At 51.0% G+C, this 13681-nt stretch carries 12 protein-coding genes and 1 pseudogene (1 of these 13 running past the window's edge); 2 read left to right on the top strand and 11 right to left on the bottom strand.

From position 1 onward, the window contains the following. The 5 genes and pseudogenes from NDK47_RS03300 to groES form a co-directional block, all read right to left on the bottom strand. Nucleotides 1-804, bottom strand: the 5' portion of a protein-coding gene (locus NDK47_RS03300; RefSeq protein ID WP_251873520.1) for a carbohydrate ABC transporter permease. It extends 165 nt beyond the left edge of the window; the window shows 804 of its 969 coding nt (coding positions 1-804); the start codon lies at nt 802-804; its stop codon lies off the left edge, out of view. 200 nt (nt 805-1004) lie between these two features. Then, nucleotides 1005-2303, bottom strand: a complete 1299-nt coding sequence (locus NDK47_RS03295) for an ABC transporter substrate-binding protein (protein ID WP_251873519.1) — start codon at nt 2301-2303, stop codon at nt 1005-1007. A 265-nt stretch (nt 2304-2568) separates the two neighbouring features. Next, a pseudogene (locus NDK47_RS03290) lies at nt 2569-3744 on the bottom strand (M20 family metallopeptidase). Between the two features lie 145 nt (nt 3745-3889). Continuing rightward, entirely contained in the window at nt 3890-5512 is a 1623-nt protein-coding gene (gene groL / locus NDK47_RS03285) for a chaperonin GroEL (protein ID WP_251873518.1), read from the bottom strand. Between the two features lie 65 nt (nt 5513-5577). Further along, nucleotides 5578-5862, bottom strand: a complete 285-nt coding sequence (gene groES, locus NDK47_RS03280; protein WP_003389758.1) for a co-chaperone GroES — start codon at nt 5860-5862, stop codon at nt 5578-5580. A 346-nt stretch (nt 5863-6208) separates the two neighbouring features. Between groES and NDK47_RS03275 the strand changes: the two genes are divergently transcribed. Continuing rightward, nucleotides 6209-7411, top strand: coding sequence for a CAP domain-containing protein (locus tag NDK47_RS03275; RefSeq protein WP_251873517.1), 1203 nt, complete (start codon nt 6209-6211; stop codon nt 7409-7411). A gap of 67 nt (nt 7412-7478) precedes the next feature. On the opposite strand, the gene NDK47_RS03270 is transcribed toward NDK47_RS03275, so the two are convergent. From NDK47_RS03270 to NDK47_RS03245, 6 genes are all read right to left on the bottom strand, one after another. After that, a complete protein-coding gene (locus NDK47_RS03270) occupies nt 7479-7955 on the bottom strand; it encodes a hypothetical protein (RefSeq protein ID WP_251873516.1) in 477 nt (158 codons plus the stop codon). 82 nt (nt 7956-8037) lie between these two features. Then, nucleotides 8038-8811, bottom strand: a complete 774-nt coding sequence (tatC, locus tag NDK47_RS03265) for a twin-arginine translocase subunit TatC (protein ID WP_251875943.1) — start codon at nt 8809-8811, stop codon at nt 8038-8040. A gap of 23 nt (nt 8812-8834) precedes the next feature. Then, complete coding sequence (locus NDK47_RS27685; protein ID WP_305883366.1) at nt 8835-9242, bottom strand: twin-arginine translocase TatA/TatE family subunit; 408 nt, start codon at nt 9240-9242, stop codon at nt 8835-8837. 42 nt (nt 9243-9284) lie between these two features. Further along, complete coding sequence (locus NDK47_RS03255; RefSeq protein ID WP_251873515.1) at nt 9285-10286, bottom strand: molybdopterin-binding protein; 1002 nt, start codon at nt 10284-10286, stop codon at nt 9285-9287. Then, nucleotides 10280-10795 (bottom strand): MogA/MoaB family molybdenum cofactor biosynthesis protein, encoded by a 516-nt coding sequence (locus NDK47_RS03250; protein ID WP_251873514.1) that lies wholly within the window; start codon nt 10793-10795, stop codon nt 10280-10282. Before NDK47_RS03250 ends, NDK47_RS03255 begins: the two co-directional genes overlap by 7 nt. Nucleotides 10796-10914: 119 nt before the next feature. Continuing rightward, nucleotides 10915-11478: a 5-formyltetrahydrofolate cyclo-ligase gene (locus tag NDK47_RS03245; RefSeq protein ID WP_256481563.1), complete on the bottom strand. Its 564-nt coding sequence runs from the start codon at nt 11476-11478 to the stop codon at nt 10915-10917. A gap of 249 nt (nt 11479-11727) precedes the next feature. On the opposite strand from NDK47_RS03245, the gene NDK47_RS03240 reads away from it, so the two are divergent. Beyond that, nucleotides 11728-13659: an ABC-F family ATP-binding cassette domain-containing protein gene (locus NDK47_RS03240; RefSeq protein WP_251873512.1), complete on the top strand. Its 1932-nt coding sequence runs from the start codon at nt 11728-11730 to the stop codon at nt 13657-13659. Nucleotides 13660-13681 lie beyond the last annotated feature (22 nt).

Below are 13681 nucleotides of genomic sequence, written 5' to 3'. Positions count from 1 at the left end.
CGAATAGTAAGGTCCTCCCTGCGAGCCCTGCATGGCAAAGATCAGTTCAAAGGTTTCAAACGCGCCAATAAAGGTCAGAATCGTCATCACCATCACAGCCGGCATCGCCATTGGCAGCGTGATCCGCCAGAGCATCGTCCAGCCCGACGCCCCGTCAACCTTGGCCGCGTCGAAAATTTCCGAAGGGATGGCCTGCAGTCCTGCCAAAAAGATGAGCACCGCAAACCCGAGACCGTACCAGCTATTCACGAGAATAATCGTATACAGGGCGGTGTCAGGACTTCCCAGCCATGGCCGCGTCCACTCCTGCAGCCCGACAAACTTCAAGAACGTATTCAAAGCGCCGTAGGTGGGATTTAAAATCAAGCTGAACAAAAAGCCAACGACAATGACGGAAAGCAGCTTGGGCAAAAAAAGAACGGTTTTAAAAAATTCTTTCCCCCGGATCTTGCTGTTGATCAAAAGGGCCAGGAGGAAGGCAACGACCAGCTTGGAAATGACCGTGACGATAAAAAAAATGACATTGTGCCCGAAGCCGCGGTAAAACATCTCTTTAAACGGTGATTCAGTAAACAGCCGGACAAAATTTTCCAAGCCGATGAACGAATCCCGCTGCATCCCCTTAAATGAGAAAAAGCTGTTCCAAAAGGCCGAAAAGATCGGATACACCTGAAAACAGACATAGAACACCAGCGCTGGCAGCAGGAAGAGATGGACCAACTGCTTTTGCCAGTTCACTTTTCTAATCCCCTGAATCACCCTGCGCTGCCTTTTCGCTTCCGTCGATTTTCCCCATACGGACAAGCCGTTTCCCCCTCCCGTGGCCACTTAGACACTTTTTTCAGACACCATATCTTTGAAGTCCCTCGACGCAATTTACATCGTTCCTTTTGGCAAAACCGGCAAACATTCCGCCCTTATACAGCGCTGACAGCAGCTGATAACAAACGGTACAGTCAAGCAGCCGACTTGACTGTACCGCTATGTTGACTTGCTATACAGTCCTACTTGGCGGGTTTGAACCACTTGTCTGCAGAGGCTTTCGTCGCTTCAGCCACCTGCTCCACCGTCAATTTGTTGATGTACATGCCCTGGAGAGAATCTTCGAACGTTGTTTTGGTCGTAGGCGTCCCTTCTCCAAAATGGACCAGCATTAAAAATGGCACCATGCTTTTCTCGCTTAATTGCGTCATTTTCTGCACCAGCGGGTCCTTCGGGGTGACATTCGGGATGGCACTGAGTCGGTTTAGCTCATCACTGAACATCTGACCGAATTCCTGGGACGCGAGGAATTCTATGAAGACCTTTGCTTCTTCCGGATGCTTGGTCGCTTTGGCAATCGAGCCGTCCACCCAGTTGACCATGGGAGTATCGCCCCCCTTTTCCTTAGCCAATGAAGGAATAAAATCAAGCTTCATGTCCGGATTGTACTTTTCAAAGGTTTCCAGACGATAGCTGCCATTGATATACATAGCCGCCTTGCCGGTGTAGAAGAGGGCTTGCGCGTCCTTGTCTTCAATGGCGATGAAATCCTGCGGGAAGTAGGGAGCCAGCTCCTGCATCTGCTTGATCGAATCGAGAAAAGCGGGATCGGTAAAGGTGAGATCACCCTTCAGCATCTGCTCAACAGCGTCATTTCCTCCCAAAGAGCTCGGGACGAAGATACTATGGGCGATGGACAGCAGATAGGCGGCCTTGCCGGATTGAGCGATGGGCGTAATGCCTTTGTCCTTCAATGTTTTGCATACCTCAATAAATTCATCCCAGGTTTCCGGCGGCTGCACGCCGTGATCAGCAAACAACTGCTTATTGTAGAAAATGATCGCCGAGTTAATCGACAGGGGGACGCCGTAGACCTTGCCGTCACTTCCACGTGCCGCATCCAGATAATCCTTGGCAATTTCGCTCACCCCTTTGATCTCGTCGAGGGGCAACAGGTATCCGCCATCCGCAATGGAAGTCGCGATGGTATACGGACGGAGCTGCAGAATATCCACCCCTGATCCGGCCGTCAGTGTATTGGTCAGGATCGTATTGTATTCCGTCGACTTGAAAGGCTTGAATTTAACCTTAATGTGGGGATTCTGTTTTTCAAACGCTGCAATGATCTTCGTGTAGGCATCTTTGTCTTCCGTACGCCAGCTGTACATCACCAGTTCGACCGGGTCTTTTTTGGGTGACTCTGCGGCCGGTGTGGACGTCGCCGGTCCTCCATCAGATGTAGCTGCCGGAGGACCGCCACTACAGGCAGCCAGAAAGAAAACCAACAACAGGGTAATCAGGGACATCGCCATTTTTCTCATCGCACAATCTCCTCCACGCTCGTTTCGTTGTGATCATGACGTGCAAGATTATGATTGAAGTATTGTTTAATAGTATTTTTCGAAAATACTAAATATTACTTCATCGATGAAAAAAGTAGTCCAGGCAATGCCCAGAAAAAAACGGGGAATGAAAAAAGGACTGGAAGATGAATAACGTGCATGAAGACAAAAGAATAGCTGGAGACAGATGCAAAGCTCAGTCTCCAGCCATACTTCTATCTCCAGCAAACATTGCAATCGAAGATCATGACTCTCTGCTCTTCTTTCGATTCTCGAATTCTTGCTTGATTTGCTCCAGCAATGCTTTGTCTGTAATAACATCATATCCTGTCAAGGCGAGCGCAGCGGCACCTTGAATCAGTTTCTTATGCCCTGTTTCGGTGATTGTGAGGTCAGCCATCTCTCTCGTATGACCGACAAGCGAGGGACAATCCAGCCCGATATAGGGATGGATGGCAGGAACTACCTGGCTTACATTTCCCATATCAATAGACCCATAGCTTGAGCGGGCTGGATGTACATCTGAAACGCCTACCTGTTTTACATTGTTCACAAACGCCGCCGAAAGGGCCTGATTGGTGATCATGTTGTCATAGCTTATTTCATAATTGCTAATCGCAAGCGTTGCTCCAGTCATCAACGCAGCACCATGTGCGATGTTTTTAACCTTTTCGACCACTTCATTCAGATTATCCCGCTCTCTGGCCCTGACTTAAAATTGGGCAATCGCTCTGTCAGGAATAATATTGGCAGCTACCCCTCCCTCTTTAATGATGCCGTGAATGCGCACATCAGAGGTGACATGCTGGCGCAATGCGTTAATTCCATTAAAAGTTTGGATGACGGCATCAAGCGCATTAATCCCTTGATGAGGAGCGGCCGCTGCGTGACTGGTCTTCCCGCGAAAATCGAATTGAATGGCATCGATCGCAAGTGAGACCCCGCTTTCATAACTTTCTCCTGAAGGATGCAGGATCATCGCTACATCAATGTCATCAAAGATCCCTTGCTGTGCCATGTCAACTTTTGCCCCATTGGTTTCCTCGGCTGGAGTACCTAACACGACGACACGTCCCCCGATTTGATCGATCACACCTTTGAGGGCTAATCCCGCTCCCAGACTCATCGTACAAATCAAATTATGTCCGCAGCCGTGCCCGATTTCGGGAAGTGCATCGTATTCGCAAAGATAGGCAACAGAAGGTCCCGGGATCTGACTCTCATAGATGGCCCGAAACGCAGTAGGTCTGCCGACGATCCCAACTTCTACAGAAAATCCATTCTCTTTTAATAATGTTGTTAACTTTTCAACTGCCAGGTATTCTTGATCACCCAGCTCAGGATGATGATAGAGATAGTCACTAATCTCCCAGAGTTGTTCTTTGTATTTGTCTAACTCATGCATGATCAATTCTTTCAACTATGCTCACCTTCCGTTCTGTCAGATTCGTTGCTCAGCGCATTTTTATTCAATTGCAAAAATTATACCAATGGTCCGTTCCGGTGTGCAAAAAAAAAGAGACAGACCCGAAAGTCTGTCTCCTTTCGAAACGGATAGCCGTTTCTTACATCATGCCCATGCCGCCCATGTCAGGCATGCCGGCAGGTGCTTTGTTTTCTTCTGGTTTGTCAGCCACAACTGCTTCTGTAGTCAGGAACATTGCTGCTACAGATGCTGCGTTGGACAGAGCGGAACGCGTTACTTTTGCAGCGTCTACGATACCTGCTTCGAGCATGTTTACCCACTCTTCGGTAGCAGCGTTGTAGCCGACGCCTACAGGTTCTTTTTTCAGGCGCTCAACGATAACGGAGCCTTCCAGACCTGCGTTAGCAGCGATTTGACGAACTGGCTCTTCCAGCGCGCGCAGAACGATTTGTACACCTACTGCCTCTTCGCCTTCTGCTACCACTTTTTCAACCGCACTGATGGCGTTGATCAGAGTGGTACCACCACCAGGTACGATACCTTCTTCCACAGCAGCGCGAGTGGAGTTGAGGGCGTCCTCGATGCGCAGTTTCTTTTCTTTCAGTTCGGTTTCCGTAGCTGCACCGACTTTGATCACTGCTACGCCGCCAGCCAGTTTCGCCAGACGCTCTTGCAGTTTTTCGCGGTCGAATTCGGAAGTAGTATCTTCGATTTGTTGACGGATTTGAGAAACGCGACCGTCGATCTCTGCTTTGTTTCCTTCGCCTTCCACAATCGTTGTGTTTTCTTTGGTAACAACAACTTTGCCTGCACGGCCCAGTTGTTCCAGTCGGGTAGATTTCAGATCGAGACCCAGTTCTTCGGTGATTACTTCACCACCGGTCAGAGTCGCGATGTCGCCCAGCATAGCTTTGCGGCGGTCGCCGAAGCCAGGAGCTTTTACAGCTACAGCTGTGAAGGTACCACGCAGTTTATTCACTACGAGTGTAGCCAGCGCTTCGCCTTCTACGTCTTCTGCGATGATCAGGAGCGGTTTGCCGCTTTGTACGACTTGCTCCAGAACAGGCAGGATTTCCTGGATGTTGGAGATTTTCTTGTCAGTGATCAGGATGTATGGGTTGTTCAGAACCGCTTCCATCTTGTCCGTATCGGTGATCATGTACGGAGAAGCATAGCCGCGGTCGAATTGCATACCTTCTACGACATCCAGCTCAGTCGTGAAGCCTTTGGATTCTTCTACAGTGATGACACCGTCTTTGCCGACTTTTTCCATTGCTTCAGCGATCAGTTCGCCTACTTCTTTGTCGTCAGCAGAGATCGCTGCTACTTGCGCGATAGCGGATTTGCTTTCTACCGGCTTCGCGATGGATTTGATTTCTTCCACAGCAGCGCGAACCGCTTTGTCCATCCCGCGACGGATTACCATCGGGTTAGCACCAGCTGTTACGTTTTTCAGACCTTCACGGATCATGGCATATGCCAGAACGGTTGCAGTCGTAGTACCGTCACCCGCGATATCGTTGGTTTTGGTTGCTACTTCTTTCACCAGTTGAGCACCCATGTTTTCATAAGCGTCTTCCAGTTCGATTTCTTTCGCGATCGTTACACCGTCATTCGTGATGAGCGGGGAACCGAATTTTTTCTCCAGAACCACGTTGCGGCCTTTTGGACCGAGGGTTACTTTAACGGCATTCGCCAATGTTTCAACACCGCGGAGCATCGCGCGGCGAGCATCTTCAGAGAACTTGATTTGTTTTGCCATCTCTACTCAACCTCCTGCGTTATGTGTATACGGTTCTAATGGATTGTACCTTTGAAGAAAGATCCTTAGCCGATAATTGCCAGGATGTCGGATTCGCGAAGCACCAGGTATTCTTTGTTGTCCACTTTCACTTCGGTGCCGGCGTATTTGGAGAAAATTACCTTGTCGCCTTCTTTTACTTCCAAAGCAATGCGCTCTCCGTTGTCGGAAACGCGACCAGAACCAACAGCGACAACACGACCTTCTTGCGGTTTTTCTTTCGCAGTGTCAGGCAGCACAATGCCGCTTGCGGTTGTTTCCTCTTTGGAAATTGGTTCGAGTACTACACGGTCACCCAATGGCTTCAGCACAAAAAACACCCTCCTCAAAAATGTATGTTCAAGAAGTTTTTTCGTTGTTAGCACTCACTACGATGGAGTGCTAACACCCAACTCCTATAATAATGAATCGCTATGTACTTTGCAAGTATTTTCCCTCACAATTTTCCAATCGAAAGGCGTCCATTTTCACGTCTGATGTTTTTCTATGAAATACGTCCCCTTTCATCGGGAGATTGGAACGTCTTGACGTTTTTCATAAAATGGGATGTGATCGCTTGCGGCCAACACTTTTGTGTTTCTGTTCTATCAATTCTGCACTCTCATATAATCATAGAGAAAAACCTAGAATCACCGCACTTCAAAGGAGGACATCTGCATGCGAAAATGGCTTTTGATCGGCGCGTTCGCTCTTTTGGCAGTGGGAATCGTCCGGCTTTATCCCGCAAAGGATGCGTCTCTGCTCCCGCTTTCTCGCCAGACTGAAAAACAGGGCGCGCCAGATTCTCTCGGACAAGCTCCCGCCGGCTCTCCTGTTCTCAATCCCCCGCAGGAAACCTCCACTGACCAGAAGAACAGCCCTGGGGACGTTTCACAGGATGCACCGCTGGTTGGAGATACGCTGCCCTCCTTTGACTCGCCCGCTGCGGCTTCCGCACCCGCCGCATCCGCCAAGGAGTCTGCTGCGCCCAGTTTGTTTGAGATTTCTCTCGGCATGGCAGAGTCCGAGGTGAGGAAACGGCTCGGTAAGCCCGCTCGTGAAGAGCCCAGCAGCCTTGGCTATCAATGGTTGATCTACAATCAGAATCCCGCCCGCTATCTTCAGGTCGGGATCATGAACGGCAAAGTCGTCGACCTGTATTCCAATGCAGCAGAGGTCCGGCTGGGCCAAGTCGGCATTGGCACCAGTCTGACCACACTGAGCCGGCAGTACGATTTGCAGTCAGTCGTCTCCTTTACCATAGAGCGTGCGAATGTGAAGATTACCAATCAAAAGGACTCTCGCCCGCTGGTCATCCAAAACGGCATCCCGCGCATCTTTTATCTGGACCAGCAAAACGGTGACAAGGTGACAGGAATCCGTCTGATCGATACGCTGGTGCTGATGAGAGGCGGTTACTATGAGACACGCTGGACGTATCAGGGGGAGACTCCCCAATTTGATCCGCCGCCTCTCAACATCAAGCAGCAGGAACAGGTAAACCTCGCCCGTGAAAAGCAGGTGCTCGACCTGGTGAATGCGATTCGTTATCGCTACAAGCTGCCGACGATTGAATGGAATGAACAAGCTGCACAGGTGGCCAGAGGGCATAGCCGCGATATGCTGCAGCACGACTTTTTCGATCACGTTTCCGCCACGACGGGTATGGACCCTTTTGCACGCCTGCGCAAAGCTGGTCTCTCTTACAGCATGGCCGGTGAAAATATCGCCGCCGGTTACCCCGATTCGATTGAAGCGCATGAAAGCTGGATGAACAGCCCCGGACACCGCAAAAACGTAATGGAAAAGAACTTCTCTCACCTGGGGGTCGGTGTCGTCGCAGATTACTATACACAAGCGTTTTTGACTCCCATACAGTAGTCCAAAAAGCCCGATCCGTCCTTTTTTGCGACGGTCGGGCTTTCTGTTTCCCTGCCGCTTGCCCCCGCTATTTCGGTATCTCGCGCAGTTTCGTCAACTGACGCAGCTTCTGCACTTCACCGGTACATTCAACGACCAGCGTCTCCTCTTCTTTGGTATGCAGGATCATCCACGGACGGTGGCCGCGCTCTTTTGGCATAATCACAAACACGCTGGCAATCATCGCATCGATCCTGGCTTGTGGATGGACCAATTTTTGCGGTGGGGCCAGCGGAATTTTAACGATCATGGCGTGCGACAACGACGGCTCCAGGTCCATCACTCTCCCACTGACGCTTTGCAGCAAGCTTTGCGCCTCTTGTTGAAAGTCGGTCGTATTTTGATAGGTTTGGATGACACGCTCCTTGTCCGTGTCAAAAAGTTCAACTTGCTCGGCGGCGATTTCGTCCGCTCCCTGGATCTCCTCTGTCTGATCCGCATAGACTGCCGTCTGCCCGCACAACAGAGTCATTAGAAGCAGGGATAAAAAAGCTCTTCGCCACATGTTTCGTCACCTCCCTATTTCCCGTACTAGTATGTCCACGCAAAAAAAATCTTCCACCTGTCGGCAGAAGATTTTTCTCATATCAACGGACGGCCTCATCCGCTTCCACTGCATATTCTTTTTCCCAATTCTCTTGTTCCTGCAACTGCTTGCGGTATACGATCTTCGACAGCCAGATGCTCATCTCATACAGAAGCAATAACGGAATGATCACCAAAAAATCACTGACGATATCCGGAGGCGTCAGGACAATGCCCACGATCGCCAGGCCAAAATACGCAAACCGGCGCATCTTGGCGAGCCGCAGCGGATTTAAGATACGGATCTTGGTGAGGAAGATAACCAGAATCGGGAGTTGAAACAGAAGTCCAAACGGGATAATCAGATTGAACAAAAACTCGAAGTATTCGCCGATCCCGTAATTGGGTTTGACATCGATGCCCAATGACACGCCCGTCACAAAGAGCATGACCATCGGGAAGACGACATAGTACCCAAACAAAATCCCGACGATAAAGAGAAAACAAGCAGCCGGGATGAAGTACAGCGTCCCCCGGCGCTCATGGGGCTGAAGCCCTGGAGAGACAAACCGCCAGATGTGATACAACGCGACGGGCAGCGTCACGATCACCCCTGCCAAAAAGGAAACCTGCAAGTAGACCCGCAGTGTATCTGAGGGGTGTAGTGAGATCAACGGTACTCCCTCTGCAATCGGCTTTTCTTTCAGGTATTCGATCAACGAACCGGCAAAACAGAAGCCGACAATCAAAGCCAGAACAAATACCGTCAGCACCCAGATGATGCGCCTGCGCAATTCCGTCAGGTGCTCTACTACAGTCATTTCGCGATCATCCAACATTGACAACCACCTTATCCGGCTTACGCTTTATGCTGTGCCGTCTCTGCTTGCTGCGCGTTCTCTGCTTGCTGTGCCATCTCCGCTTGCTTTGCCATCTCTGCTTGCAAGCGCTCCTGCTCCAGCTTTTCCCGAATCTCTTTTTCCAGGCGTTCGCGTTCCAGCCGTTCCCGGATCTCTTTCTCCAGCTTCTCGCGGTCGATGACATCCTTTTCAGCAGTAGCGACAGCCGCATTTGCATTTGCCGTCTTTTCCTTTTGCTTGCTGTCTTCTTCGTCGTCATCGTCCCGTGTGAGACCACGTGTCGCATTCTTGAATTCCTTCAAGGTATGTCCCACAGCACGTCCCAATTCCGGAAGCTTTTTGGGTCCAAACAATACCAGCGCCAGCACCAAAATTAAAATAAGACCAGGAATTCCGATTCCATTCATACGCTCCACTCCTTTTTTCCTGTCATTTCACAGTGTAACCAGCTAACACTTGCGTAATCCGCCATATCCCAAACGAGTCATGTCAGCGTCGATTATTTTTTCTCCAGCCAGTATTCGAGGCAAAAAGACATCAAATGAAGTAAAGGGTTCATGCATAACCGCTCCTGGCAGCCCCAGAATGGGAATTTCCCCCTTGTACGCCACCATCAGCATCGAGCCTGGGAGCATGGGTGTTCCATAGCGAACCACCTGTGCGCCGGTTCCTGCGATCGCTCCCGGCGTGCGATCATCCGGGTCAACAGACATCCCGCCCGTCACCAGGATCAGATCGACTCCACTTTCCAGAAAACGATGAATCTCCTGCTCGATCAGCTCTTTGTCGTCGGGTGCAAACCGTTGCTCGACAACCGTGGAGCCCAGCGCTTCTACCTTCTTGCGGATGGCAGGACCGAATTTGTCAGAAATCCTTCCCGAGAAAACTTCGCTGCCTGTCGTCACCAATCCTACTCGCTTCGGAAGAAACGGCTTCACTTCGACAATCCCGCCGGAAAACTGGCGAGCCAGCTCCTCGAGACGTTCAATCCGTACTTCTTCCATAATCAAAGGGATGATCCGGGTAGCAGCTACTGTCTGGCCAGATTGTACCACCTGATCACTGTAAATAGTGGAAAACGCGATGCCTTCCAGCTCATTCAGTGCATGGACGGCCTTTTCGTTTACTTTGGCCAGTCCCAAGTGTTCTGCCTTCATCGACACTTTTCCTTCATACGGCTCTGTCAGGGTGAGACCCCTGCCTGAAACCGCGCGAGCAATTCGCAGGCCGGCTTCTTCTTCATGGATAAAGCCATCCGGCATTTCCAATACGTAGATATGCTCTTTTCCGATCGAAAGCAAAGGCTCGATATCCGCTTCTGTGACAATATGGCCTTTTTTAAACAATCGTCCCTTAAATTCTCCCGGCAGAATCTGTGTCATGTCATGGGGCAGCATCATGCCAATCGCTTCTCGTACAGGCACTTCCTTCAGCTTCGGTTTTTCTACCAACCCAATCCTCCCCAATCTTCATTAGCCTGTCCGGTTCCTTGCAAAATGTGCAGGGCGTCAGAGAGCATATCGCCAATCGCATTAAAACAGATTTCGACCCCTTTGGGATTCCCCGGCAGGTTGATGATTAATGAATTCCCCCTGGTACCCGCGACGGCCCTCGTCAGCATCGCGCGGCGGGATTGCTGCAACCCGGCACGACGCATTTCCTCTGCAAGTCCTGGAACGGGTCTGTCCATGACCCATGCGGTCACTTCTGGCGTCACATCACGGGGACTGAGGCCCGTACCTCCTGTCACAATCAGCAAATCGCATTTTTCACGATCCACGCATTCAATCATATTTTCCTTCAAATCTTCCATATCATCCGTCACTGCCCGGTATACAGATACCTCAGCCTGCAGCCATTCCTTTGTCAGCTTGCGGATAATCGGAATCCGATTGTCTTCCCGCTCTCCCCTTGCGATGGAATCACTTGCCGAAATGACGCCGATTTTCCAGTTTTTCACAGACCATTCCTCCAATAGTTCTTGAAGGTATTGTACACGTTTTTTTCATTTCTGTAGATAGGGCTGGGCCAATTGACGCAATCCTGACACAAACTTGGGCAGGTAATAATTTGAATCTATCATTCGGTTCTGATCCGGGGTCGAATGCCTGTTTCGGTAGCGAGGTAATCGAGCGGGATGTCGTGGGGCTCCATCGGGACCTGCGGGATTACCTGCAGCTCAAAGGAACAGCCAATCAGCAGCGGACGGCGGGATAGCGAAGAAAGAAATCGGTCGTAATAGCCTGCCCCATACCCCATGCGTCCTCCATATGGATCAAACGCCACCCCGGGGACCAGCACAGCGTCCAGATCTGGTAAATGCCCCGCAACTGCCTGATCCGGATCAGGCTCCCAGATCCCATAGGCCCCCTGCTTCAGCATTGCAGGCCCGGTATAGACATACGGAACGATTTTCCGCTCTGCCTGAAGCGTGAGCGGAAGCCAGATCTCTTTCCCACGTTCACGCGCTCTCTCTAGAAAGGCGCGAATATCCAGTTCTTCGCGAAAAGGATAGAAGGCCATGATGGTTTGGCAATCCCGCAACTGGTCAAATGACAACAGGGCACGGCAAAATTGCTCGGACCACCTGCTCCGAACCGCTGTATCAACGGCTGCCCTTTCCGCAAGCAACCGTTTCCGCAGGTCTTTCTTTTCAGCCAGAAACGACAGAGCGATCCCCTCCTCTCATACAAGCAATTGATTTCCTCCAGTGGCAGGCTTGTCCCTGACACGGTCCCTACGCTACACTTGAACAAGAGCGGGAACGAGCTTTGGGTCAGCAGCCTCGCCTGCGAACGAAACTCGCATGATGAACATAAATCCGCCTGGCATATGCAGAAATGGTCTGCAACCGACGGCGGTCCGTTACGGCACGATAAAGAGGTGGAAACGATGATTTTACTGCAAGCCGAACATATACAAAAAGCCTATGGCATTGAAGTTATTTTACAAGACATCTCTCTGCAAATTCAAACAGGAGAGAGAGTTGGACTGGTCGGTGTCAACGGGGCTGGAAAATCCACGCTGATGAAAATCCTGGCAGGACAGCTCAGCCATGACAGCGGAACCGTACGAATCCCGAAAGAGGTGACGCTCGGCTATCTGGCTCAAAACAGCGGGTTGGAATCGGAGCGCTCCATCTGGGATGAAATGCTCACCGTATTTGCCCATTTTCAAATCGAAGAACAGGAGCTTCGCAAGCTGGAAGCCATGATGGGCGACTCGGCTATTTTACAGGACGAGAAGCGCTACCAGCAGGTTCTGGAGGACTACTCCCGCCGCTTGGAATCCTTCAAAGAACGCGGCGGTTACGGCTACGAAGCAATGATCCGGGGGGTTTTGCACGGTCTGCGCTTCGCTGACTTTGACTACCAGACCCCGATCAAAACGCTGAGCGGCGGACAAAAGACGCGGCTGGCTCTGGCCAAGCTGCTGCTTCAGGCCCCCTCTATCCTGCTTTTGGATGAGCCGACGAACTATCTGGACATCGAGACGCTCACCTGGCTGGAGGGCTATCTGCAAAATTACCAGGGTGCAATCCTCGTAGTCTCCCATGACCGCTACTTTTTGGACAAGCTGGTGACTGTGGTCTACGAAATCGAACGGACACGCGCGACAAGGTATACGGGCAACTACAGCCAGTTCCTCGATCAAAAAGCAGCCCGTCTGGAACAGGATCTGAAGCGGTACGAAAAGCAGCAAGAGGAGATTGCCAAGCTGGAAGATTTCATCGCCCGCAATATCGCTCGCGCCACGACGACTAAACGGGCCCAAAGCAGACGCAAGACGCTGGAAAAGATCGATCGCCTGGACAAGCCGATCATGAATAACAAGTCGGTAAGCTTTTCTTTTGATGTGGCCAAGATGAGCGGGAATGTGGTGATGAAGGCAGCCAATGTCAGCATCGGTTACCCGGATGCCGTCCTTTCCCGTCACCTGACCTTTGAGCTGGAACGGGAAGAGCGTGTCGCCCTTGTTGGACCCAACGGAATTGGCAAATCAACGCTGCTGAAAACGATTGTCGAGCAGTTGCCGGCCATCACCGGAAGCATTCAATTCGGCAGTAACGTAACAATCGGGTACTATGACCAGGAACATCGCAACCTCAGCGAGCAGAATACGGTATTGAATGAGATTTGGAACGAGTACCCGCTGATGCTGGAAAGGGACGTACGCACCCTGCTCGGAAACTTTCTGTTTACCGGAGATGATGTACAGAAGCGCATCTCCGACCTTTCGGGAGGAGAGCGCGCTCGTGTCTCGCTAGCGAAGCTGATGCTGAAAGAGGCCAACTTCCTGATCTTTGACGAGCCGACCAACCACCTTGATATTTTCAGCAAGGAAGTTTTGGAGAACGCATTATACGATTACCCGGGCACGATCCTCTTTGTGTCCCATGACCGCTATTTTCTCAATAAAATAGCCACCCGGGTTCTGGAGCTTTCCCCGGATGGCGTAACCAGCTATTTGGGCAACTACGACTACTATATGGAGAAGAAGCAGGAGCTGGCCGAAATCGCAGCCGAACAGCAAGCCCTCAGTTCAAAAAAACAATCCTTAGCGCCCGAACAGCCAGAGAAATCAAGCTACGAGCGCGACAAGGAAACCAAGCGGCGCGAGAGGCAGAGACAGCGCCGCCTGGAAGAAATCGAAGCGGCGATTCAGGAGCAGGAGGCGGCGATTCTGGTCTGGGAGGAGGAACTATGCCTGCCAGAAGTGTACTCTGATCACGTCCTCGCCAAGGAACGCAACGACAAAATCGAACAATCCCGCGCCGAGCTGGAGCGTCTGTACGAGGAATGGAGCGAGCTTTCCGAAGACTAGTTCCGCAGAATCGTTTTGAAGC

The organism is Brevibacillus ruminantium (genome assembly GCF_023746555.1).
GTDB lineage: Bacteria > Bacillota > Bacilli > Brevibacillales > Brevibacillaceae > Brevibacillus > Brevibacillus ruminantium.
The sequence above is the reverse complement of the archived record's forward strand: the minus strand, read 5'-3'. Positions and strand labels throughout refer to the sequence as shown.

Excerpts from the sequence above, each read along its gene's own strand:
- NDK47_RS03295 (WP_251873519.1), bottom strand. The coding sequence starts at position 2,303 with ATGAGAAAAATGGCGATGTCCCTGATTACCCTGTTGTTGGTTTTCTTT.
- groL (WP_251873518.1), bottom strand. The coding sequence starts at position 5,512 with ATGGCAAAACAAATCAAGTTCTCTGAAGATGCTCGCCGCGCGATGCTC.
- NDK47_RS03275 (WP_251873517.1), top strand. The coding sequence starts at position 6,209 with ATGCGAAAATGGCTTTTGATCGGCGCGTTCGCTCTTTTGGCAGTGGGA.
- NDK47_RS03270 (WP_251873516.1), bottom strand. The coding sequence starts at position 7,955 with ATGTGGCGAAGAGCTTTTTTATCCCTGCTTCTAATGACTCTGTTGTGC.
- NDK47_RS27685 (WP_305883366.1), bottom strand. The coding sequence starts at position 9,242 with ATGAATGGAATCGGAATTCCTGGTCTTATTTTAATTTTGGTGCTGGCG.
- NDK47_RS03240 (WP_251873512.1), top strand. The coding sequence starts at position 11,728 with ATGATTTTACTGCAAGCCGAACATATACAAAAAGCCTATGGCATTGAA.